Genomic DNA, 23,635 nt, shown 5'->3' with positions numbered 1-23,635 from the left:
CCTTGCGGCATGGATCTCGATCTCCGCAAACTGCGGTATTTCGTCGCGGTGGCCGAGCACGGACACTTCGGCCGCGCCGCGGAGTCGCTGTACATCGCGCAGCCTGTGCTGAGCCGACAGATCCGCGCGCTGGAGAAGGAGTTGGGCGCCACGCTGCTCGTCCGCACGACGCGCAATGTCGAGCTGACGCCGGCGGGCGTGCAGTTGCTGCAGGACGCGCAGAGCGTGTTCACCACCGTCGACAACACGGTCCGGCGGGTGTTGGAGACCGATCGCGGGGTGGAACGCCTCGTCGTCGGTTTCGCCCCGGGACTACCTGTGGGCGAAGCTGTTCGACAGTTCTCATCCGCGCGCCCCGATGTCGAGATCGACCTCGTGCCCATCAGATGGTGGGAGAAGGCGGCTCCGTTGTACGACGGGCGGGTCGACGTGGCCTACCTACGTCGGCCGTTCGACGAGAGCGCACTCCGGGTGGTCGCGGTCGGGACCGAGCGGAGGGTGGCCTGCGTGCCGGCGACGCACCCGCTGGCTCGGCGACACCGGATCGCGATGTCAGACCTCGACGGCGAGACGATCCTCGACGCACACTCCCGGCGGACGTCGTCGGTGGAGGAGAAGTTCGAGCTCATCGCGGCCGGTCACGGCATCGCGTTGGTGCCCGCCGGCGTCGCGACGTCGTACTCCCGCCCTGATCTCGTGAGTCTGGTCGTCACGGATCTTCCGCCGGTCGACACCTGCATCGCGGTCGCGCGCGGGCGACGGGAACACCGGATCCGCGATTTCCTCACGATGGCGATCGACGTTCTGCGGACACCCGAGGAGCGACTGTCGGCCGCCGAATGACCCTCCGGCCCGCCGCCTACTTGTAGGAGCGCTCCTCGGCGATCGCTCGCGAGTACCCGAATATGGCGAACACCACGTAGATCGCGACGAACACCACCGAGAACTGCACGCTCTTGCTGCGCGACAACGAATCCAAGACCGACATGGTCACCCCAATCAACGACGCCACAACTTCGCCGTCGATTATCTCGTGACTCATCCACCGGCGCAACGCTCTTTGATGAAACTGCCGTCGCAGACGCCGGCGATGATCCGAGTCCGGTGCGATGTGGGCGTAGTGTCGAGGTCAGGTGCCGCCACGAGTCCGTTGGCGCCCGTGTCTGCGACCGCCATCCGGAGGAGTCGCGCCGGGATCGAGCCCTGACTCAGCTGTAGATCACAGACCTGCCGGTCAGTCGCAGCCTCGATCACCCCACTCGTATCGGAGATGTCCCATGAACTCAGTGAACTCGACCCATCAGGAATCGACTCGACGCACCGGAGATCAGAACCAGAACCTGAAGAACCTGTCCGAGGCCGGGGTGTCGGTGTGGCTCGACGACCTGTCGCGTGAACGGATCTCCTCGGGCAACCTCGCCGAGTTGATCGAGACGAAGTCGGTCGTGGGTGTCACCACCAACCCGTCGATCTTCCAGGCCGCGTTGTCGGCCGGGGACAGCTACGACGAGCAGATCAACGAACTCGCCGCCCGCGGCGCCGACGTCGACGCCACCATCCGCACCGTCACCACCGACGACGTCCGCAACGCCTGTGACATCTTCGCGCCGGTCTATGAGTCGACCAACGGTGTCGACGGGCGGGTGTCGATCGAGGTCGACCCACGTCTGGCCCACGACACCGACAACACCGCCGCCCAGGCGATCGAGTTGTGGAAGATCGTCGACCGACCCAACCTGCTGATCAAGATCCCCGCCACCGAGGCCGGGATCCCCGCGATCAGCAGGACCCTCGCCGAGGGCATCAGCGTCAACGTGACCCTGATCTTCTCCGTCGAGCGCTACCGCGCGGTGATGGACGCCTACCTCGAGGGCATCGAGGCCGCCAAGGCCGCCGGACACGACATCTCCACGATCCACTCGGTCGCGTCGTTCTTCGTCTCGCGCGTCGACACCGAGATCGACTCCCGCCTCGACGCGATCGGTACCCCGGAGGCGACCGAGCTCAAGGGCAAGGCGGCTCTGGCCAACGCGCGTCTGGCCTACGTCGCCTACCAGCAGGTGTTCGAGACCGAGTCCCGGTTCCAGGGGCTGCTGTCCGACGGTGCGCGTCCCCAGCGTCCGCTGTGGGCCTCGACCGGGGTCAAGAACCCCGACTACCCCGACACGCTCTACGTCAGCGATCTCGTCGCCCCCAACACCGTGAACACGATGCCGGAGAAGACGATGGACGCCTTCGCCGACCACGGCACCGTCGACACCGAATCGCTCGTCGGCCGGGGACCCGAGTCGCAGGAGGTGTTCGACGCGATCTCCGCGCTGGGCATCGATCTCACCGACGTCTTCCTCACCCTCGAGAACGACGGCATCGAGAAATTCGCGCTCGCGTGGCGAGAGGTGGGCGAGGCCACCCACCAGCAGCTCGACGAAGCACGGGCGCGATGAGCTTGTCGTGACCACCGCTTTGGGTGGCATCGACGCCGGCACAGGCGAGTGGCGAGCCGTCAGCCGCCGCGCGTGAAGGCCTCGTCGGCTGCGCGTTGATGCAACGCCTGCACCTCTTCGGCCTGTCGGGCGGCCTGCCGGTCGAGTTCGGCGCACCGGGCGGTCCCCGGCCCGAAATCGACACGGCGCTCCATCCCGAGCTCCCACATCGCCTTCTTGGCGAGTAGCAGCGACCGCATGGCCTCTAATGCGGCTACGCGACGAAAGCGTCCGCGCGTGAGCCCGACGACGCCGGCCACGCCGCGCACCCCGGTCCCGATTCCGGCCACCGCGCTCAGCCAGGACTCGCGGTGGCCGCTCAGTTCCTCGACGCGGGCGCGCACGAACGCCATCTCGTCCTCCAGCTCGCCCGGTAGATGGTCGATCGCGTTCACCGTCCAGGGATCACGGGCGACCAGACGCGCGAGTTGCAGACCACCGCTGGCGCCGATGAGATGCGTTCGCATGTAGAGCGCAGAGGTCTGGTGTGCGATGTCCATGGAGGAACCCTTCGTCGCGTTGGTCGGATCCGGCGAGGGCTCTACCCGTTCAGACAAGACCAGTGTAGAGCGGGAACCGTCGCGGTGGCGCGCCGATCCGTGAGACAGTGGAGGGGTACAGACGGCCACGTTGAGTTTCCCAGCTACGGTCAATCCGCGATCGAATGTCGTGGTTCTGCTGGTGATGTCGATGTCTGGCGAGGTGAGCATCGACTCCCGATCCTTGACGTCAACTGCGAACGATGTTGCTTCCGTTGATGATCCGCTCGAGCCGGCACACCTGACAACAGATCGCGCATCACGAGAGGCATCATCATGCGCGCAGTCACGTGGCAGGGTAAGCGGAAGGTCAGTGTCGACGAGGTACCCGATCCGACGATCGAGCAGCCGACCGACGCGATCATCAAGGTCACCTCGACGAACATCTGCGGCTCCGACCTGCACCTCTACGAGGTGCTGGGAGCCTTCATGACCCCCGGGGACATCCTGGGCCACGAACCCATGGGCGTGGTCGAGGAAGTCGGCTCGCAGACAGGCGATCTCGCCGTGGGCGACCGCGTGGTGATCCCCTTCCAGATCTCCTGCGGATCCTGCTACATGTGCGACTCATCCCTCTACACCCAGTGCGAGACCACACAGGTCCGCGATCAGGGCATGGGCGCGGCGCTCTTCGGCTTCTCGTCGCTCTACGGCGCGGTGCCCGGTGGCCAGGCCGAATACCTCCGGGTCCCGCAGGCACAGTTCACCCACATCAAAGTGCCCGAGGGGCCCGCGGATTCGCGCTTCGTCTACCTCTCCGATGTCTTGCCGACCGCGTGGCAGTCGGTCGAGTACGCAGCGATACCCGAGGGTGGATCGGTCACCGTCCTGGGCCTGGGGCCGATCGGCGACATGGCCGCACGCATCGCCGCACACCGAGGCCACCGTGTGATCGCCGTCGACCGCGTCCCCGAACGCCTCGATCGCGCACGGGTTCGCGGTATCGAGGTGATCGACCTCGACGCCGTCGACGACATCGGTGAGGAGATCCGCGCGGCCACCAATGGACGCGGAACCGATTCGGTGATCGACGCGGTGGGCATGGAAGCTCACGGATCACCGGTGACGAAGCTGGTCCAGCAGGTGACCGGCCTGCTCCCCGACGCGCTGGCGGCACCGATGATGCAGAAGGCCGGGGTCGATCGTCTCGCGGCGCTCTATGCGGCGATCGACATCGTTCGACGCGGCGGGACGATCTCACTCATCGGCGTCTACGGCGGCATGGCCGACCCACTTCCCCTGCTCACCATGTTCGACAAGCAGATTCAGCTGCGCATGGGCCAGGCGAACGTCAAGAAGTGGGTTCCCGACATCCTGCCGCTGCTCGGGGACGACGACCCCCTGGGCGTGGATTCGTTCGCCACGCATGAACTCCCGCTCGAGCAGGCGCCTCATGCGTACGACATCTTCCAGAAGAAGACCGACGGCGCGGTGAAGATCATCCTCAAACCCTGAGCACACCCGCGAGGGCGGGTCGTCACTGCGGGCCGGACGCCGCAGCCGCGCCGGCAGCCGACGACCCGCCGCCGACCGACACCTGATCCCTCAGCGTCGCGAGCTTCATCGCCGAGTCCGAACCGGCCTCAGCGTGATAGATCGCGAGGATCTGACCGTCGGTACCCGCCAGGGGGAGCTTCTCCCGGCGAAGCTCCATCGCACCCACCATCGGGTGGTTCAGGCGCATGGAGCCGCCGGCGAGCACGGCTACGTCGTGCCGAGCCCACAGCGAGCGGAACTCCTCGCTGCGCAGGGACAACTCGCCGACGAGCTGGGTCGTCGCCGGGTCGTCGACCTCGGTGCCGACCGACGCACGGAAGCCCGCCACCATCCCGCGGGCGCGCTGGGCCCAGTCGTCCCACAGTTCCTTCTCGGCGGGATCGAGCAGAAACGCCCGGAGACGGTTGGTGCCGACACTGATCGCGGGAGAGACCGCGGTCGCCAATGGATTCGCGGCCAGTACGTCGAAGGAGCGGCTCTCCACGAAAGCCGGCAGGTCGATCACCTCGAGGAGCGACAGGATTCCCGTCGGTACGCCGACCCGCTTACGGCCTCGGGGCGGGCGGGGGCTCGCGCCCGCCAACGCATGCAGATGCGCCGTGGCCGCGGTATCCAGTTCGAGGACTCCGGCGAGGGCGTCGACCACCTGCGTGGAGGGGTTCCGGTCGCGACCCTGCTCGAGCCGCAGGTAGTAGTCCGCACTGATGCCCGCGAGCAGGGCGATCTCCTCGCGGCGCAGGCCGGGCGTCCGACGGACACCACCCGCGGCGAAACCCGCACGCTCAGGACTCATCAGCTCGCGGCGAGCGCGCAGGTACTCACCCAGGGAGTTGGGACGATCGCTCATGGATTCGATGGTAGGAGGACCGATCGCACCGTGGGTGGTCCTGACGGTCCCAGGATGAGCGGGGACTCCTCACCACGGTCGATGCGCTCCTAGCGTCGATGGGGACGGCGAGATCCGCCGATACGAACCCACAGAGGAGCGATCATGTCCGACATCACCCTGCCCGGCGGCACATTTCGCATGGGCGACCTGACGGTCTCACGATTCGGTTACGGCGCAATGCAACTCGCTGGTCCCGGCGTCTTCGGGCCGCCTGCCGATCGGGAGGCCGCCGTCGCGGTGCTCCGCGAGGCCGTCGACCTGGGCATCACCCACATCGACACCGCGGACTTCTACGGGCCCTTCGTGACCAACGAGATCATCAAGGAGGCCCTGCACCCGTACCGCGACGATCTCCACATCGTCACCAAGGTGGGAGCCCGTCGCGACGACGACGGCAACTGGCCGTTCCATCGGAGTCCCGAGGAGCTGACGACCCAGGTGCACGAGAACCTTCGCCATCTCGGTCTCGACGCACTCGATGTCGTGAACATGCGGATGGGCGCCACCGACGGCCCCACGCCCGGACCGATCGCCGAACAGATCGGCGCACTGGCGGAGCTACAGCGTGCGGGCGACATCAGGCACATCGGCGTCAGCAACGTCACGGCTGCCCAGCTCGCGGAGGCGCAGGAGATCGCGCCGGTGGTCTGTGTGCAGAATCGGTACAACCTCGCCGATCGCGCCGACGATGCACTCGTCGAGGACACGGCGGCGCAGGGAATCGCCTTCGTCCCGTTCTTCCCCCTGGGCGGATTCTCACCTCTGCAGTCGAACGCGTTGTCGCGCATCGCCACCAGCCTGGACAGCACTCCACTCTCGGTGGCACTGGCGTGGTTGCTGCACCGCTCCCCGAACATACTTCTCATCCCCGGCACGTCGTCGGCAGAACACCTGCGCGAGAACGCAACCGGAGCAGGACTCGACCTCAGTGCAGACGTACTGGCCGAGCTGGATCAGATCGGGACAGGCGACTGACCACACGGTGATCGCCGCAGGACCTTCCTCACACTGACGACGACACCGATCCGACCGGCCTCGACGTCAGCCGAGACCGATCGGATCGGTGCCGGCTCTAGCTCGAACCGAACAGTCCCGCACCGAGTCCCAAAAGCAGGTTGCCGACACCGAGACTTCCCAACAGGCCTCCGACGAGCGCCCCGACTGCTCCGAGCAACATGTGATTCTCCTTCGATGTGGTCACCGCGCAACCGTTCCGGTCACCCGGCAAATGTCAGATACTGCATTCGGACATCGAAATAGTAACTAGCAAGTCTCACATCCGTTGTCGATTTCGAGACCCTGACCACGCTCTGTAGGGTCGCTAACTCGCGCTTTGCGCTCTCGAATCCATTGCCCGCGATCGGTATACGTGCGTTCCGGCTGGTCAGGTGTGCAATGCGGCATCAATGGCGTGGGCCACCGCGGCGACGTGGGGTGCGTGGAGGACATTGACGTGACCTCCGGGTACGGCGACGAGATCGACTCGTCCCGATGTCACCGACTCCCACCGGGACCGCCGATGCGTACTGCCCTGCGCGCACAGCACGGTGACCGGGGCGTCGATGTGGCGAACGCGATGCCGACGGACCATCCGAACACCGCGGTGGTAGAACACGATCCACTGGGTGACGGGATCGAACACCTTGCGTCCGGCCACCGGCAACCTGAGGAACAGACCCACGAGTTGTCGATGGGTCATCGTCATCTCGGCCTGCACCGGAGCGCCTGCGTCGAAATGCACGTCGTCATCCGGGAGCCCCGCCGCAACATCGAGTTCGGCGACGGACGCCTCGGTGAGCGAGGAGTCGATGAGGACGACGTGGCGTACCGATTCGCCATCATCTGCCAACTGGGCCGCCATCTCGAGGGCAACCATCCCACCCATCGAATGGCCGGCCAGATGATACGGCCCGTGGGGTTGTGCGCTGCGGAGCTGCTCGATGTTCCTGCGCGCCATGGCCACGATGCTGCGGTCGGGACGCCCCGGCTGTTCGAGACCGCGCGCCTGTAACCCGTAGACCTTGCGGCCGGGAGTGAGGGAGCGCACCAGCGGGACGAAGGCGGACGCCGGGGCGCCCGCACCGGCCACCAGAACCAACGGGGTGTCGTCACCCTCGGCTCGCAGTGGCACCAGGACACCTCCGCGGTCACGTGTCCCGCCGGAGCGATTCGCCTCGCGCACACCACGGGTCAGGGTGTCGATGGTCGGTGCGGCGGCGAATGCCGCCAGATCCACCTCCACATGCAGCATCTGTCGGACGGTCGTCGCGATCCGGGCCAGAGCGAGTGAATCCACGCCCGCCGCCACGAGGTCCTGATCGGCGTCGAGTTCGGCGTCGACCGATGCCCGCGTGAGGGCCAGGCGGACCGCGGATTCGACCACGTCGGGCGACCGGCGGCGGCGACGCGGTTCCGGGGTCGTCACCGGCGACGGCAGCGCGGCGCGATCCACCTTGCCGCGATCGGTGCGTGGCAGAGCGCCCATACCGACCACGAACCTCGGGACCATCCACGGTGCGAGCGTGGCGGACACATGCGCACGAACCCGTCGCTCGAGTGCGGTGGCCGACTCCGATGCGCTTGCCACGTAGGCGACCAGTTCGGTGCCCCCGTCGTGGTCGATCCCGCGCACGAATACCTCGTCGACGCTCGGCATCGCGACGATCGCGACCTCGATCTCGGCCGGCTCCACCAGGTATCCGCGGATCTTCACCGCGTCGTCCGCCCGGCCCAGAACATGAAGCGTCCCATCGGGATCGAGGAAACCCCGATCGCCCGTGCGATACCCACGACCCGAACCCGAGTCCGGGAGGAACCGGTCCGACGAGCGGCCCGCGTAACCCACCGCGATGGTCCCGCCGACGACGATCACCTCGCCGGTTCGACCCGCGGCCAGGATGCTCCCCTCGTCATCGACGATCGTCACCTGCCGCGGGCCGGGCAGACCCTTTCCTGCGGCCACGCGGCCGGGTGGGACCTCGTCGTCGGGATCGAAGACGGTGTGCCCGACGAGCCCGACCTCGGTCGACCCGTACCAGTTCACCACCCGCGGTGCGGGTTCGGAGAGATGGCGCGCGAGCAGGACATCCTCACGGGTCGAGGGTTCGCCGTAGAACGTGATCTGACGGACGGTCGACAAGGGCCGAAGCACACCGTCGCGGGCGTCCGCCGCCAGACGACGCACGAGACTGACCGAGGAGTTCACCACCGTCGGGCGCTGGTCGTGCAGCCACTCCATCAACGTCTCGACACCCATCCGACGCGAATCGGCGAGCAGCACGGTGGCACCGGCGAGAAGGCCGGAGAACAGAGTGGTGAGTCCGGCGCTGAAGCCGAGCGGCATCACGTCGGCGATCCGGTCACCGTGCGTCAGACGCTGGCCCACGGCCGCCTCGTAGGCCTTGCCGACGGCGTTCTCGTGATCGAAGACAACCCCTTTCGGTTTGCCTGTCGAGCCCGAGGTGAACACGATCGTCGCGGCATCATCGAGCCGCGCCCGTCGCTCGCCCGGCGTGACCGCATCGGCCGCCCGCATCCGGTCCGCATCCCAGAGCTCGGCCTCGGCCAGTGCGAGGATCCGGGATACGCGGTCCGCTGTCAGCTGCGGGTCCAGCGGAACAAGCGCCCGTCCCGCCAGCAGCGCGCCGAACGCCATCACCACCGGCTCGATGCGATCGTCGAGGTGGATCGCCACGGGCCCGCTCCCGGCGCCGGCCAGGATCGCCGCCGCCGCCGATGCCTGTTCGAACAGATCCGCGTGGGTGATCCGTCCGTCGCGGCCTACGACGGCGTCGGCCTCGGGCACGTCGGTCGCGGAAGCAGTCAGCATCGCAGCCACTGTCGTCGGAACCGGACGGTCTCGCGTCGTGGGCGGAATCGCCGCGAGGTCGAGCTGTGCCTGGATTCCGGTCACGTCGGTCATGGTCGTCCCTCTCCCCGACGCAAGAGTTTACGTGCACGTGGACACATGCGGAGCGGGACGTGGGAATCAGCGCAGGTGACGCGTGATGCGATCCCAGTTGCCGGAGGCCACCTGCACGCGCTCGTCGGGCGTCAGGTCGGCGTCGTCGAGGAATCGGCGGGCCGCGCCTGCGGATGCATCGACGTAGGGATAGTCCGTGGCGTAGACGATGCGGTCGATCCCGACGACCTCGCGCGTCCACCGAAACGCCCTCTGGGAGAAGATCCCCGATCCCATCACGAGAACGTTGTGCGTGAGGTAGTGCTCGAACGGATGCCGGGTCGCCCCGGTCAGCGCCCCCACGCTCCCGATCCGGTCGGCGTAGAACAGCACCGCCTCGCCCCAGTGACCCACGACGACCTGAAGTTCCGGGTGGCGGTCGAAGACGCCGCCGAAGATCATGTGCAGCAGTTCGATCCCGGTCTCGTAGTGCCACCCGATCAGCGGCCCGGAGAACAGTGGATCGACGTCCGGTCCGATCCCGCTGTAGTAGGCGTCGCGGACAGCGGCGGTCGGCGTCTGCGGATGCAGTACCACGGGTGCGCGTAGCTGCGCGGCGGCCGACCAGATGGGTTCCATCGCCGGGTCGCCGAGGTGCATCGCCCCGGTCCGCCCATAGATCATCGCTCCGAGATGACCCTTCTCCGACACCGCCCGGCGCAGTTCGTCGGCTGCCGCCCGTGGGTCCGGGGTGGGCAGGGTGGCCAACCCGTCGAATCGATCCGGGTGTTCGGCGACCACCTCGGCGACGGTGTCGTTGGCGGCTGCGGCCAGCGGCACGGCCATGGCCGCGTCGAGGTTCTGCACCCCGGGCGTGGTGACCGACAAGACCTGTACGTCGACGCCCTGATCGTCCATGTCGGCGATCCGTGCGCGGCCGAGGTCGAACAACTTCTCCGGTTGCGCCCCGGGGATCGCCATGCCGCGCGCGGTGTCCGGGCCGGCGTCTGCTGCCCAGGCCTGCGCGATCTCGGCGGTCAGGAGGTGCTCCTCGAGCGCGACGATCCGGTAGTCACTCACGCGATCGGTTGCCATGAAGCCGTTGTACACCGGCGACCGACATAGGATCCCCGGGTGACCGGAGGAGGTGCGTGCGATGGCCGATGACGCGACGCGGCGCTCGGGGATGTCGCGCGCCGAACAGAAGGCGGCCACGCGCGCCCGTCTGGTCACGGCCGCCGGCGAACTGTTCGCCGAACGCGACTACGGCGACGTCACCATCGCCGATCTCGCCGCCCACGCCGGTGTGGCCCACGGATTGCTGTTCCACCACTTCTCGAACAAAGAGGGCCTGTACCGCGCGGTCCTCGATGCAGTTGTCGCAGAAATGGACTCGGCGTTCACCGCTCCGGCCGACGGCGACGCACCGTCCATCATCCGCGCTGCGCTCACCACCCACCTGAGCTATCTGGCGACACATCGCGGCGTCGCGTTGAAGCTCATCGTCGGGCGTCGTCACGCCGATCCCACGGCAGCGGAGGTGTCCGATCGCAGTCGTGGACGTGCCCTGTCCGCCTTGGCCGCGCTCGTGGATGTCGACACGGACAACCCGGTGATCCAGTTCGTCGGCGCCACTCTCGTCGCCGCGTTCGACGAGGCCACACACTGGTGGCTCCACCATCCCGCCCCCTTCCCCGTCGACGCGCTCGTCACGTCACTGCTCGAGCTCGCGATCGGTGCGCTGGAGGGTGCCCGATCCCTCGACGGCTGTCCCGACGTCGATGCCGCCATCGCGACACTGCGCATCGCCGCTCTCGGGTCGGGGCCTGACACCTGAGCGGTTGATCCTCGTTCGTTGACTGCCGTTCAATCAAAGGGTTACCCTCGGTTCCGCGACCTCGACGGAACGGAGCCTCACACGATGGCGGTCCCCCTGATCCGCTTCACCACGGCGGACGACGTGCGGTGGGGCGTGGTGTCGCCCGACGGCGTCACCGCACTCGACGGGCAGTACGCGACCACCGCGGACCTGCTGCAGAACGGTCGCGACGACTGGATCGCGGCGAGCCGGCGGCCGCCCACCCACCAGCGCGACGCGGTGGATGTGTTGTCGCCGATCACGACACCGTGTCGCGTGCTGTGCCAGGGAGCGAACTTCCGACAGCACGCCATCGACTCGGGCATGGACCCCGACAATCGGGCCTTCAACCTCTTCTTCGACAAGACCGACGCCTCGGTCACCGGGCCGCACTCGCCGGTGGTGCGCCCGGCCCATGTGCGATTGCTCGACCACGAGATCGAACTGGCTCTCGTGATCGGCAGGCGGATCGACGGGCCGGTGACCATCACCGACGACACGTTGCGCGATTACGTCGTCGCCGTCACCATCGCCGACGACCTCTCCGCGCGCGACGTCCAGCTCCCCCAGGGTCAGTACCTGAAAGGCAAGAGCTATCGAGGTTTCTGCCCGCTCGGTCCGGTGCTGGCCGTCCTCGACGACTCCGACTACCCCCGCCTCGACGATCTCGAGTTGCAGCTGTACGTCAACGGGGACCTGCGCCAGATCGACACCACCGCCAATTTCGTCTACCGCCCCGCCGAGACACTGACCGAGCTCAGCGAATTCGCGAACCTGTCCGTCGGCGACGTGGTGTTGACCGGCACCCCGCACGGGACCGCAGCCGCGTCCCCACCGGCGATCGTGCGACGGCTGGCCACCGCACTGCTGCCCGAACACGTCCTGTGGAAGCTGTTCATCCGTCGCAACCTCGACGGCCCGTTCCTGCGACCGGGCGACACCGTCACGGCGACGATCCGATCCTCCGACGGCCTGCTCGATCTCGGAGAGCAGCGCACACCCATCGTCGCCGCGCGCTGACCAGAAGGGACACGACCATGACCACGTCGAATCCGTCGCCTGCGCCGGTGGACACACCTCTCGCCCCGAATCTGTTGGCGCACTTCGTCGTCAAGACAGCACGGCCGACGGAGATGATCGCGTGGTACTCGACCGTGCTCGGCGCGCACGTCGTCCATGAAGACAGCCAGATCGCGTTCCTCACCTGGGACGACGAGAGTCACCGCCTGGCATTGGTGAAGGTCCCATCGCTGGTGCGGTATCTGTTCCCGCTGGCCAAGCTCAAGCGCAAGGTCTACGGGGTCGACCACCTGGCGTTCACCTACCACTCGCTCGAGCCACTGCTGCTGAACTACGAGCGGCTCGCCGCGCAGGGCGTCCTCCCGGTGTGGTCGATCAATCACGGGCCGACCACATCCCTGTATTACGAGGACCCCGACGGCATCCGGCTGGAGTTCCAGACCGAGAACTTCGCGACGCCGGAGGAGACCGCGGCGTTTTTCTCGAGCCCCGAGTTCGAGGCCAATCCCATCGGCGTCACCATCGACCCGTCGTATCTGCTCGAGCGACTCCGCGACGGGGCGCCGATCGCCTCGTTGCTACGACGCGACGCCGGGGTACGGCCCGGCACCACACCACGGGTGAACCGGCGCGCCATCACCTTCCGAACACTGTGACCTCAGGCGAATCGGTGCCCGTGGTGATCGTCGGCGCCGGATCCACCGGCGCGACCGCGGCTCTTCTGCTCGCGCGCCGCGGTATCCCGTCGATCGTCCTCGACCGCCGCCGTTCCGAGCTCACCCACCCGGCCGCACACGTGATCCACGGGCGCTCGCTGGAGATCTGGCGCGAGGCGAGCCCCGCTCTGGCCGAACAGATCGCCGACATGGCGCCGCCCATCGAATCCGTGAACCTCATCCGCTGGTGTTCTCGGCTCGACGCGATGCCACTCGGGGAGATCGATCTGGCGTCCCGGCCGGAACAGCTGGCGCGCGTGCGATCACACAGCGAATTCCTCATCTCCCACATCGGGCAACACCAGCTGATGCCGATCCTGTGGTCGGCGCTCGACCGCGAACCCCTGATCGACTTCCGCAGGGGAACGAGCGTCGGATCGGTTCGCCACCAGGCCGGTTCGACGACCGTGGTCACGAGTCGCGGTGAGAGCATCACCGCGGAATTCGTGATCGGCGCCGACGGCGCGAACAGCGCGATCAGGGAGTCCGCCGGGATCGAGATGCAGGGCCCAGTGTTGGCCAAGATGGGGAGTGCCTTCTTCCGGTCCCCTGACCTCTACCCCGCCGAGGCGCGACCGCTGCTGAGTTGGATCTACCAGCCGCGGTTCGCCGGAGTGTTGATCGCTCACGCCGATGACCACTACGTCCTGATGAACACCTACCTCCACGCCGACCAGGCGGTGTCGTCGGATCAGCAGACGTATTGGGCGACAACGCTGCCCGAGGTACTCGGATCCGACGTCGATGTCGACATCGTCTCCACCGGGACGTGGACGATGACCTCGCAGACCGCCGACGTCTTCCGGAGTGGCCGTCTCGTCCTCGCCGGTGACGCCGCCCACCGCTTCCCCCACACCGGTGGCTACGGCCTGAACAGTGGCGTGCAGGACGCCCATAACATCGCCTGGAAGATCGACGCCGTCCTCCGCGGCCTGGCCGGCGACGACCTGCTGGACACCTACGAGGTGGAACGCCGCCCTGTCATCGACTTGTTCGCACACCACAGCGTCACCAACCACTTCCACCTCGACACCGCGACACGGCACTTTGGGGTCACCAACCGTGCACTGGCGCGGGCCACCGCGGCGATGTCCCGCCGTCCACTGAACCTGCTGCCGGGCCGTATCGCGGCGCCGCTGGCCGATGGGATCACCCGCGCGGGACTGGCACGCACCGCGATCCTCGACGGCACCGGGTGGCGGGCCGGCCGCGCCCGCGACCTCACGGCGAGCAACATCCCTGGCCAACTCCCGCATTTCGTCTCGACCGGCCTGGAGTACGGGTACCGGTACACCGGCCCACTCATCGCCTCGGAGAGTCCAGGCGGCGACACGTCGCCCCGAGACGTCGTCGAGTACGTCCCGACGACCACGCCCGGTGGCCGGCTACCGCACGCCGTCGTCTCCACCCCCGACGGCCCGCGGTCGACGTTGGAGATGGTCGACACGACGCCGACCTGTCTGACCGTGTTCACGTTCGCACCCGTGGAATGGTCCCGAGCCCTCGACGCGGCCACTGAGGCATTGGCGCCCTTGACCACCCGTGTCGTCGACCTGACCGAGGCCGCCTCCCCGTCACCGGCGGTCGAGCTCTTCGAGGTGGGCACCGCGGGCGCTGTGGTCGTCAGGGCCGACGGTCACATCGTCTGGCGGGGCGCAGGCAAAGCCGAGGTCGGACGACCGCTCCTCACCGAGACCGTGCGCCGAACGTGGCACGCGTATTTCCCGTCTCAGGACGAAGACTCGAGCGGTTGCCGCCCACGATGGACGCCAGGGTCACGGCCGTGATCGATTGTGCGCAGATCAATCCGGTGAGCACGGCGAGTTGGAAGCGGGCGGCCTGTTCGGCACCGGCTCCGGCCAGGATCGCCCCGACGAATGCTCCAGGAAGGGTGACGAGTCCGACCGTCCGGGTCTGATCCAACCCGGGAACGAGTGCCTCGAACACCGCGGTTCGGCACAGGTCGATGAGGGCCTGCCGACGGGTGGCACCGATCGACAACCACGCCTCGACCTCGTTGTCACGGGCCGCGATCGCGGTGAGCAGGTTCCGGCCGGTGAGGGTGGCAGCGGTCATGCATCCGCCGATGATGATGCCGGACACCGCGATCAGATCCTTCGGATCCCTGTCGAGGATCGGGACGCCGACGATCACTCCGACGGCGACCGTCGCGCCGCACCCGCACGCCACGAGCGTTGCCGGCACCGCATGTCGGAAGGTCCGTAGCCTCCGAGCTGCGGTGACGACAGCGACGGTGAACATGATCGCGACGACCACGGCGGCCAGGCTCCAGTTGGTGATCGCACCGCGCAGGACGAGAGCGACCACCGCGAGCTGCAGCACCGCGCGCAGAGCGGCTCGGACCGCCGGCCCCCGCTGGCGAACCCCGTACCAGCCCAGGACGGCCACCGCGATGGCGACGAGCACGGTCCCACCGACGGCCAACCGAAACCAGTGCTCCACCGATCAACCCCGGCGGTGGGACGGTCGGGGACTCGATGGCGACGGGAAGCGCCGTCGAATGGCCTCGATCTGTCGCCGTACGTCGTAGAGCTCTCGACGACGACGCTGCGCCTCGCGCTGCGCACCTTTCAACAGATCCAGCTTCGCGATCTGGCCGACGAGGGTGTCGGCGGCAAGCTCGAGTTCCCGCACGAAGTACGCCGCTTGGAGGGCATCGCGGTTCGTGGTCTCCGTCATCGCCACCTCCCGAACGTCGACTCGTGCGCGAAACCACCACTGTGGACGAGAGCGGCTGAGAGGTCGCTGAGATCTCATGTCGACGCCGTGTCGACGGGTCGGTGACGCGTGCTGACCCAGGTGCAGTGCCGCCGATCCCTTGGTACGCCGTTCGCACGGTTCACCGTGCTCTCAGGTGCGTACAGCGTCGTCACAGGATCGGACTGTCACAGTGAGGCCACAGCAGAAGCGCTGCGCCCGACGTCATGTCGTCACTCCATACGAAAGGCCCTCAGCCATGCACCAGAGTCCGGTCGACTCACCGTCACCCAGCACCGCGGGACTGGCGCTGAGCAAGGTCCCCGAGGTCACGATCTTCTTCTGGGTGATCAAGATCCTGGCGACCACGGTCGGCGAGACGGCCGCCGACTACCTCAACATGACGTTGGGGTTCGGACTGACGAACACCACCATCGTCACCGTCGCCATCCTCGTCGTCAGCCTCGCCGGTCAATTCGCGGTCCGCCGCTACATCCCGGTCCTCTACTGGTGGATCGTCGTCGTCATCAGCGTCACCGGCACGCTCATCACCGACAATCTGACCGACAACCTCGGCGTCCCGTTGATCGCGACCACGATCGCCTTCGCCGCCGTCCTCATCGCGGTCTTCACCGCCTGGTACGTGGTCGAGGGGACGCTGTCGATCCACTCGATCCGGACGCCACGACGTGAAGCGTTCTACTGGCTCGCCATCCTGTTCACCTTCGCGCTGGGGACCGCCGCCGGCGACCTCATCGCAGAGAAGTTCGCGCTCGGCTACACGTGGTCGCTCGTGTTGTTCGCGGCGGTGATCGGAGCGATCACGTTGAGCCACTATGGCGTACGGCTCAACGCCGTCGTCGCGTTCTGGGCTGCCTACATCATCACCCGGCCTCTGGGGGCATCGTTGGGCGACCTCCTGACCCAACCCACCGATGCCGGCGGCCTCGGACTGGGCACCACGGGGGTCAACATCGCCTTCTTCGTCGTCATCATCGCTCTCGTCGCCTATCTCACCGCCACGAAGGTCGACCGACTCGAACAGGGTGATGCGTCGACGCGCACGATCCGCGAGGCGGCCACATCGTGACCCGCCGCGTCACGTCATCGCACTGTGGGTGCGGCTCTGCGCAAGCGCGGTTGCAGCGGGCGCCGTCATGGTGATGGATCCGGTTCGCCGAGCAGCGACCGCGGACCCAGCCGGCGCATCATCGCAGTGTTGACGCTCCCTTTACCGTTCCACAGGCCCCTCTCAGCGGACGCTGTCCACACTGAGGACTCGTTCCCGACGACCCTGGAGTGCTTCGTGCCCACCTTGCGAAAATCGACACCCGACAACGCCGGTCATGCCGTGGATCCCGGCCGTTTGCGAGTCCCTGAGATCACCGCGCTGTTCTGGGCCATCAAGATCCTGACGACCGGCATGGGCGAGACCCTGTCGGACTTCCTCGGGACCCATGGCAGCGACATCCTCAACGCCGCCGCCATCCTCCTGGTGTTCGGCGCCGTGTTCGCGGTCCAGTTCCGCGTCCGTCGCTACATCCCGGCCGTCTACTGGGCCTGCGTCGCCATGGTGAGCGTCCTGGGCACCGTGGTCGCCGACGTCGCTCACGCCGTCGTCGGGATCCCCTACATCGCCACGAGCGTCTTCTTCGCCGTGGCCGTCGCGGTGATCCTGGCGCTCTGGCATCGCAACACCGGCTCGCTGGACGTGCACACCATCACCGCACGCGCTCCCGAGTTGTATTACTGGGCAACGGTCATGGCCACCTTCGCACTCGGAACCGCGCTCGGTGACCTCACCGCCAGTTCGCTCCATCTCGGCTACCTCGCCAGCACCATTCTCTTCGCGGTGGTCATCGTGATCCCACTGATCGCCTGGCGACGCGGTGCCAGCCCCGTCCTGACGTTCTGGGCCGCGTATGTGGTGACGCGGCCGCTCGGTGCTTCGGCGGCCGACTGGATGGCCGATCCGACGTCGAAGAGCGGTGTGGGTTGGGGCACAGGACCCGTCACGTCGGCGTGGCTCGCTGCGATCGTCGTTCTCGTGGCGATCGTGGCCGTCGGACAGCGGCGGTCGACGAACACCGAGCCCGCCGAGGCCGGGAGCGCACGGGAGCCGGCGGACCTCGACCGGGCCACGAAGCCCGATGTGATGACGAGGGTGCCCGGGCACCGGTCGTGAACCCGTTCGTTCCGGGGACCACCGTGATGCGCGAGGATCCGCCTACTCTGCAGCGATGAGCTCGCGAATGCGGTCCGCTGTGCGCGCAGTGGGCCATCACCTGGCGGGGGTGCGTGTCCGCCTGACGGTGGTGGCGACCGTTCTCCTGGCGGTCGCTCTCGCCTGCGCGGCCGCGATCATGCTGTCGGTACTGCACAATTCTCTGCTGAACTCCGCCGACGCGGCGGCGGCGGCGAGGGCCACCCAGATCGCGGCGACCGTGCGCACGGAATCGCTACAGGGCATCGACTCCGAGACCGTGGCGCCATCGAAGGATCTCGACATCATCCAGGTCCTCGATGCGGCCGGGCGCGTGCGGGCCTCGAGTCCCTCGGGCCGCGGTGGTCAGGTGGTCGATCCGGTCGCGGTCGGCGCGCACGAGACCATCGACGGCGCTCAGATCGAAGGCCGGGGCGATGAATTCCGGACCACGGTGGTCGGGGTCGACTCGCCGGCGGGACCATTGACCATCGCCGTCGGTGCCGCCGAAGGACCCATCAACGACGTCGTGATCACCGTCGCGATCCTGTTCTGCGCGGTGTTCCCGATCATCCTGTTGGTGTTGGCCTTCGCCTCATATCTTTTCGTCGGCCGCGTGCTCCGGCCCGTCGAGGGCATCCGCGCCCAGGTCGCGGAGATGTCGAGCAAGGATCTGAGCGCCCGGGTACCCGAGTCAGGGGCCGGCGACGAGATCTCGACGCTCGCGAGAACCATGAACGCGATGCTCGACCGCCTCCAGCTCGCGCGCGAACAGCAACTGCGGTTCGTCGGCGACGCGTCCCACGAGCTGCGCAGCCCGCTGATGAGCATCTACGGTCTGCTCGATCTCGCCCGCACCACCGGCCGACCACTCGATCTCGCGACAATCGACTCGATCATGCTGCCCGAGGTGTCTCGGCTGCAGGCGATGGTCGACGATCTGTTGCTCCTCGCCAAGGCCGACGAACGCGGGATCCCCCTCGTCATGGGAGACGTGGATCTCGACGACATCGTGGCCGAGGCGGCACATCGCACCGACACCCTCAGCCCCATCACCATCCGTGCACGGGTGACACCGATCCGGGTCAGCGGTGACCGCGAGAAGCTCTCGCGTGCAGTACGTAATGTTGTCGACAACGCTGTGCGCCATGCGCATTCGGCGGTGACCATGACCATGGCGACGACCGGGGACGGCATGGGACAGATCGTCGTGAGCGACGACGGTCCCGGGATCCCGGCCGCAGAGCGAGAGCGGATCTTCGACCGGTTCGTGCGTCTCGACGCAGACCGGGAACGTTCCGCCGGAGGGTCCGGCCTGGGCCTCGCCATCGTGAGCGAGATCGTGCGCGCGCATGCGGGGACGGTGCGCGCAGGCGAGGCGCCCGGCGGGGGTGCCGCGATCACCATCAGCGTCCCGACGAGCGCATCGGCGGAGTGAGAGTCGCCGTCGATCCCCGACTCACTCGTCGAGCCGGTACCCGACGCCGCGGATCGTCTGCAGGCTGGTGACACCGAACGGTCGGTCGACACGTCGGCGCAGGTAGCCGATGTAGACCTCGACGATGTTCTCGTCGCCTTCGTAGTTCACGTCCCACACCCCCTGCAGGATCTCGTTCTTGGTCAGAACCTGCCCCTTGTGTCGCATCAAGAACTCGAGGAGACCGAATTCGCGTGGCGTGAGGGTGATCTCGACATCCCCGCGCTGGACGCGGTGCGCGGAGGGGTCCAGCGACAGCGATCCCGCGGTCAACGTGACGGGACGCTCGGGAGCGCCGCGGCGGACGAGCGCGCGCACTCGTGCGATGAGGACGGCGACCGAGAAGGGTTTGATCAGATAGTCATCGGCCCCGAACTCGAAGGCGTCCACCTGATCGTGGTCGCCGTCTTTCGCGGTCAACATCAACACCGGTGTCCAGACCGAGCGTTGCCGCAACGTCCGGACCACCTCGTACCCGTTGAGCCTCGGCATCATGATGTCGAGAACGATGACCTCGTAGGTGGTGGTCGAGGCGAGGTGGAGGCCGTCTTCGCCGTTGTGCGCCAGCTCGACGACCCAGCCCTCGGCGACCAGCGTGCGCCGCAACGTCTCAGCGCCGTTCCGATCGTCCTCGACCACCAGGACCCGCATCATCGACCTCCGCTCGCGATGGCCTGAACCGTGCTCCGGCGTCGGACACCCGTCATGTCGCAGTCAACACCCCGGACCCGAGAAGTGCGATCAGGACCAGGCCCAGCGCCACGCGGTAGCCGACGAAATAGGTGATCGGGTGTCGCCCCACGAACCGCAGGAGCCAGGCGATGCTGGCGTAGGCGACGACGAGGCTGACGAGCGTGGCCACCGCGGTCGCCGCCCAGCCCACCCCGTGGGAGATGTCCTTGGCCGACGTCGCGGCCTCGTAGCCGCCCGCGGCCAGCAGCGCGGGAATGGACAGATAGAACGACAGGCGGGTCGCGGCCACGCGGTCGAGCCCCCGGAAAAGTCCCGCCGAGATCGTGGCGCCCGATCGCGACACACCCGGGATGAGTGCCACGCACTGCAGCACTCCGACGACCACACCGTCGATGACCGTCACATCGCGACCCGTCCGTCGCTGCGTCGCGACACGCTCGGCCAGATACATCACGACGCTCCAGACGATCAGCGCCGCGGCGACCACCCACAGACTGCGCAGCGGTCCCGAGACGACGTCTTTGGCGAGGAACCCCACGATCCCGATCGGGATCGATCCGATGATCACCGTCCACGCCATCCGGTAATCGGGGTTGTCACGGTCGGATGCCGACCGCAGACCCCGTACCCAGGCGACGATCAAGCCGACGATGTCGGAGAAGAAGTAGATGATCACCGCCGCGATCGCCCCGACCTGGATGATCGCGGTGAACGCCGTCACCGACGCGTCGTCGATCCGCAACCCCATCAGCTTCTCGGCGATGGTCAGGTGACCTGTCGACGAGACCGGCAGGAACTCCGTCAGTCCCTCCACGATCCCGAGCACGATGGCCTGGATGATGTTCACTCCGACGTCTCCTCCGACTCGACCGCGAAGGACGGACCTGCCCACGCGTCAGTAGGAGACCACAGCGCCGCTGAAGAATCGCTGAGAGACGAAGCGACTACTTCTTGTCGCCCTTGTCTTTCCCGTTCCCGTTCCCGTTTTCGTTGCCGTTCCCATTGCTGTTGCCGTTGCCGCTTCCTCGCCCACCGGGCGGCGCCGCGGGCACGACCGCGGTGTAAGGGGGCGTCGGAGCGGCTGCGGTCGGCGGAGCGCCTGCGGTCGGCGGCGTGGCGACCGCGGACGTCGCGACCGCGGTCGATGACGGCGCGGCCCCCCGCGACACCGGCGCGGCGGAGGAGAGTGCCGGTGAGGGTTGCACGCCGGCCGGCGCAGAATCCGGGCCTGACGCGATCCACAGGACTGCACCGATCCCCACGGTTACCACCACGAGTCCCATGACCCACGACCACCACGGGAGTCGAGCGGCCGTGCGGGCCGACACCTGCGCCCCGGCGAACACCGGCTCGGGCTGCGCGGCCGTGAGCACCGCCGTGGGTGCGACGGGCGCCCCATGCTCGATGTCGCGCAGGCGTGCGGCCACCGACACCGCGGTGGGTCGATCGGCAGGTGCACGCGCGGTCATGTCGGTCAGGAGCGACGCCCAGGCCGACCCGAACTCGCTCGGTACGGCGGGATCGCGATGTAACCGTGCCATCGCCGACGCGACCGCGGTCCCCTCGAACACCATTCGCCCGGTGAGACATTCGATGAGCAGTAGGCCGAGTGCGTAGACATCGCCGGGTGGTCCCGTCGCGCTGCTCCCGGTCGCCTGCTCGGGACTCATGTAGTGCACGGTCCCGACCGTGGTCCCGTGCTCGGTGAGGTGCTCGGCGTCGATCACGCGAGAGATACCGAAATCGGCGAGTTTCGACGACTGCTCGCGGCCGCCGACGGGCGGGCTCGGCATCAGGATGTTGGCGGGCTTGATGTCCCGGTGCACCACCCCCGCAGCGTGGATGTAGGCGAGGGCTTCGGCCAGCTCCCGACCGATCTGCGCGACGGCCGCCGGCGGCAGCGCGCGATCCCCCCGATGGGTACCGAGCGTCGGACCGTCGACGAGTTCCATGATCAGGTACGGGACATCGACGCCGTCGAGGTCCTGCGTGGTCCCCGCGTCGAAGAGGCTGATCAGGCCCGGGTGCGACAGCGACGCCAGCGTGCGCATCTCGGCTTCGACACGGCGTCGATCGTCCACCGAACGGGGGTGGACGCGAAAGAGCTTGACGGCGACCGGACGGCCGAGGAGCTCATCGGTGGCTCCGTACACGTCGGCCATGGCGCCTCGTCCGAGCGCGCGGCCGAGACGGTAGCGTCCGGCGATCACCCGCGCGTCGGCCGGCACACCGCCCGCCACTGTCGTCATCGATGCTCCTACCGCGAGACGCTGCCTGTCGGTGGAGCCTATCGCCGCCGACTCGCGGCCCGGACCGAGCGTGTTGGCACAATGCTCTGGGGGTGGAGGACCGGGGACCGAGGAAGGATCCACGCGTGCGCCCATCGACCGATGCGGCCGAGCCGTCACCGATGACGGTCGACATCGAGACCGTCTATCAGCCCGTTGTCGAGGTCGAGACCCGTGCGGTGGTCGGATTCGAGGCCCTCACCCGCGCGGCGTCCGGCGTCTGGTCGTCTGCGGGTGCGCTGTTCCACGCCGCGGAACGACAGAACCTGACCGTGGAGTTCGACTGGCGGTGTCGTGTCACCTCGCTGCGCGGTGCGCTCGCCGGCGGCTTCCCGAGCGGCTTGACCCTGTTCCTCAACGCCGAACCGGCGGCGCTCGACGCCACGCCTCCGGCGGACGCCCACCCGGTGCTCGCGGCGGCGCGCGGGCTGTCGGTGACGGTGGAGATCACCGAGCGACACCTCATGCGCGATCCGGCCGGACTGCTGCGGGCCGTCGAACATGCGCGGCGTCTGGGATGGCGGATCGCGCTCGACGACGTGGGCGCGGACTCCTCGAGCCTCGCGATGCTCGAGCTGCTGCGACCCGACGTCATCAAGCTCGACATGAGCCTGGTCCAGGAGCGTCTCGCGCCCGATTCTGCCGACACCATTGTCACCGCGGTCCGGACCGAGGCCGATCGGACCGGGGCGGTGATCGTCGCCGAGGGGATCGAGAACGAGCGCCACGAGCAGCGCGCGATCGATCTCGGCGCCCACCACGGGCAGGGCTATTTCTACGGTCGCCCCGGTCCGCTTCCGACCTTCGGTCCGTCGGGCGATCTGGCAGAGGGGATCGATCGGGCGCCGCTGCCCGCGGTGACCGTCCGCGACCCGGCCGCGGTCACGCCCTGGGGTGTGTGCCGATCCGTCGCGGGGCGCCACGGCATCGACGGGAACGACCTCGCCGCGTCGGAGGAGCGGCTGCTCGCGCGTGCGGCGCAGCTCGGTCCGTCCGCGATGGTCTTCGTCACGATCCCGGCGTCGAGCGATGTCTCGCCTGATCGCCACGCCCTGCTGCGCGATGTCGCATCGCGCACGGCGTTGACGGCCGTCTTTCACACCACACGAGTCGACGACGACACCGGCTTCCGCGCCGTGGTCATCGGCACCGAGGAGCCGCTGGCGCGTGAGCGATCCGTCATCGTGGTGTCGCCCACGTTCACCGCGTCGTCGGTCGCGCTCGAGGCCGGTCAGGCGGCCGATGGCTCACCACGGTACGAACGAGTGCTCACCGAGGATCGCGAGATCGCACTCGGCGCGGCGACGTTGTTGGCTCGTCGGATCCCCGCGCACGATCCCGTCGGATGAGCGT

Annotated in this window: 22 protein-coding genes; 12 read left to right on the top strand and 10 right to left on the bottom strand. The window is 67.7% G+C overall.

Going from position 1 to position 23,635, the window contains the following annotated elements:
• Positions 1-9: 9 nt before the first annotated feature.
• Positions 10-843 (top strand): LysR family transcriptional regulator, encoded by an 834-nt coding sequence (locus tag OG579_RS14910; RefSeq protein ID WP_328856576.1) that lies wholly within the window; start codon positions 10-12, stop codon positions 841-843.
• A 16-nt stretch (positions 844-859) separates the two neighbouring features.
• Here OG579_RS14910 and OG579_RS14905 read toward each other — a convergent pair whose 3' ends face one another.
• Positions 860-988: a hypothetical protein gene (locus OG579_RS14905; RefSeq protein ID WP_275041765.1), complete on the bottom strand. Its 129-nt coding sequence runs from the start codon at positions 986-988 to the stop codon at positions 860-862.
• A gap of 289 nt (positions 989-1,277) precedes the next feature.
• Here OG579_RS14905 and tal point away from each other — a divergent pair, with 289 nt between their 5' ends.
• Positions 1,278-2,444 (top strand): transaldolase, encoded by a 1,167-nt coding sequence (gene tal / locus OG579_RS14900; RefSeq protein ID WP_328856575.1) that lies wholly within the window; start codon positions 1,278-1,280, stop codon positions 2,442-2,444.
• Positions 2,445-2,503: 59 nt separating this feature from the next.
• Here tal and OG579_RS14895 read toward each other — a convergent pair whose 3' ends face one another.
• A complete protein-coding gene (locus OG579_RS14895; protein ID WP_328856574.1) occupies positions 2,504-2,983 on the bottom strand; it encodes a hypothetical protein in 480 nt (159 codons plus the stop codon).
• A gap of 315 nt (positions 2,984-3,298) precedes the next feature.
• On the opposite strand from OG579_RS14895, the gene OG579_RS14890 reads away from it, so the two are divergent.
• On the top strand, positions 3,299-4,477 hold the full coding sequence (locus tag OG579_RS14890) for a zinc-dependent alcohol dehydrogenase (RefSeq protein ID WP_328856573.1): 1,179 nt from the start codon (positions 3,299-3,301) through the stop codon (positions 4,475-4,477).
• A gap of 22 nt (positions 4,478-4,499) precedes the next feature.
• Here the strand turns inward: OG579_RS14890 and OG579_RS14885 are convergent, their stop codons facing one another.
• Positions 4,500-5,366 (bottom strand): helix-turn-helix domain-containing protein, encoded by an 867-nt coding sequence (locus OG579_RS14885; protein WP_328856572.1) that lies wholly within the window; start codon positions 5,364-5,366, stop codon positions 4,500-4,502.
• Positions 5,367-5,510: 144 nt separating this feature from the next.
• Between OG579_RS14885 and OG579_RS14880 the strand changes: the two genes are divergently transcribed.
• Positions 5,511-6,383, top strand: a complete 873-nt coding sequence (locus OG579_RS14880) for an aldo/keto reductase family oxidoreductase (protein ID WP_328856571.1) — start codon at positions 5,511-5,513, stop codon at positions 6,381-6,383.
• A 409-nt stretch (positions 6,384-6,792) separates the two neighbouring features.
• On the opposite strand, the gene OG579_RS14875 is transcribed toward OG579_RS14880, so the two are convergent.
• Positions 6,793-9,237: an alpha/beta fold hydrolase gene (locus OG579_RS14875; RefSeq protein WP_328856570.1), complete on the bottom strand. Its 2,445-nt coding sequence runs from the start codon at positions 9,235-9,237 to the stop codon at positions 6,793-6,795.
• 159 nt (positions 9,238-9,396) lie between these two features.
• Positions 9,397-10,404: an amidohydrolase family protein gene (locus tag OG579_RS14870; RefSeq protein ID WP_328856569.1), complete on the bottom strand. Its 1,008-nt coding sequence runs from the start codon at positions 10,402-10,404 to the stop codon at positions 9,397-9,399.
• A 61-nt stretch (positions 10,405-10,465) separates the two neighbouring features.
• Between OG579_RS14870 and OG579_RS14865 the strand changes: the two genes are divergently transcribed.
• The 4 genes from OG579_RS14865 (at position 10,466) to OG579_RS14850 (ending at position 14,690) form a co-directional block, all read left to right on the top strand.
• Positions 10,466-11,146: a TetR/AcrR family transcriptional regulator gene (locus OG579_RS14865; RefSeq protein WP_328856568.1), complete on the top strand. Its 681-nt coding sequence runs from the start codon at positions 10,466-10,468 to the stop codon at positions 11,144-11,146.
• Positions 11,147-11,230: 84 nt separating this feature from the next.
• Positions 11,231-12,187: a fumarylacetoacetate hydrolase family protein gene (locus tag OG579_RS14860; RefSeq protein WP_328856567.1), complete on the top strand. Its 957-nt coding sequence runs from the start codon at positions 11,231-11,233 to the stop codon at positions 12,185-12,187.
• Between the two features lie 17 nt (positions 12,188-12,204).
• Positions 12,205-12,843 (top strand): VOC family protein, encoded by a 639-nt coding sequence (locus OG579_RS14855; protein WP_328856566.1) that lies wholly within the window; start codon positions 12,205-12,207, stop codon positions 12,841-12,843.
• Positions 12,840-14,690, top strand: a complete 1,851-nt coding sequence (locus OG579_RS14850; protein WP_328856565.1) for an FAD-dependent oxidoreductase — start codon at positions 12,840-12,842, stop codon at positions 14,688-14,690. The genes OG579_RS14855 and OG579_RS14850 overlap by 4 nt, the downstream gene beginning before the upstream one ends.
• On the opposite strand, the gene OG579_RS14845 is transcribed toward OG579_RS14850, so the two are convergent.
• Positions 14,590-15,366: an ABC transporter permease gene (locus OG579_RS14845; RefSeq protein ID WP_328856564.1), complete on the bottom strand. Its 777-nt coding sequence runs from the start codon at positions 15,364-15,366 to the stop codon at positions 14,590-14,592. The two genes, OG579_RS14850 and OG579_RS14845, sit on opposite strands and share 101 nt — an antisense overlap.
• A gap of 3 nt (positions 15,367-15,369) precedes the next feature.
• Positions 15,370-15,603, bottom strand: a complete 234-nt coding sequence (locus tag OG579_RS14840; RefSeq protein WP_328856563.1) for a hypothetical protein — start codon at positions 15,601-15,603, stop codon at positions 15,370-15,372.
• A gap of 277 nt (positions 15,604-15,880) precedes the next feature.
• Between OG579_RS14840 and OG579_RS14835 the strand changes: the two genes are divergently transcribed.
• The 3 genes from OG579_RS14835 (at position 15,881) to OG579_RS14825 (ending at position 19,262) form a co-directional block, all read left to right on the top strand.
• A complete protein-coding gene (locus OG579_RS14835; protein ID WP_328856562.1) occupies positions 15,881-16,711 on the top strand; it encodes a COG4705 family protein in 831 nt (276 codons plus the stop codon).
• A 276-nt stretch (positions 16,712-16,987) separates the two neighbouring features.
• On the top strand, positions 16,988-17,806 hold the full coding sequence (locus OG579_RS14830; RefSeq protein ID WP_328856561.1) for a COG4705 family protein: 819 nt from the start codon (positions 16,988-16,990) through the stop codon (positions 17,804-17,806).
• 55 nt (positions 17,807-17,861) lie between these two features.
• Positions 17,862-19,262, top strand: coding sequence for a sensor histidine kinase (locus OG579_RS14825; RefSeq protein ID WP_328856560.1), 1,401 nt, complete (start codon positions 17,862-17,864; stop codon positions 19,260-19,262).
• 21 nt (positions 19,263-19,283) lie between these two features.
• Here OG579_RS14825 and OG579_RS14820 read toward each other — a convergent pair whose 3' ends face one another.
• From OG579_RS14820 to OG579_RS14810, 3 genes are all read right to left on the bottom strand, one after another.
• Positions 19,284-19,952 carry a response regulator transcription factor gene (locus tag OG579_RS14820; RefSeq protein WP_328859251.1) on the bottom strand — a complete coding sequence of 223 codons (669 nt, stop codon included), beginning with the start codon at positions 19,950-19,952 and terminating at the stop codon, positions 19,284-19,286.
• A 52-nt stretch (positions 19,953-20,004) separates the two neighbouring features.
• Positions 20,005-20,841, bottom strand: coding sequence for an undecaprenyl-diphosphate phosphatase (locus tag OG579_RS14815; protein WP_328856559.1), 837 nt, complete (start codon positions 20,839-20,841; stop codon positions 20,005-20,007).
• Positions 20,842-20,938: 97 nt separating this feature from the next.
• The gene (locus OG579_RS14810; RefSeq protein ID WP_328856558.1) at positions 20,939-22,243 is read right to left on the bottom strand and encodes a serine/threonine-protein kinase; all 1,305 of its coding nucleotides are present in this window, start codon (positions 22,241-22,243) and stop codon (positions 20,939-20,941) included.
• 125 nt (positions 22,244-22,368) lie between these two features.
• Here OG579_RS14810 and OG579_RS14805 point away from each other — a divergent pair, with 125 nt between their 5' ends.
• Positions 22,369-23,631, top strand: a complete 1,263-nt coding sequence (locus OG579_RS14805; RefSeq protein ID WP_328856557.1) for an EAL domain-containing protein — start codon at positions 22,369-22,371, stop codon at positions 23,629-23,631.
• Positions 23,632-23,635 lie beyond the last annotated feature (4 nt).

This window comes from Williamsia herbipolensis (genome assembly GCF_036153515.1).
Taxonomy (GTDB): domain Bacteria; phylum Actinomycetota; class Actinomycetes; order Mycobacteriales; family Mycobacteriaceae; genus Williamsia_A; species Williamsia_A herbipolensis.
Note: the sequence above shows the minus strand (reverse complement) of the source record. Positions and strands in the feature narration are given on the sequence as shown.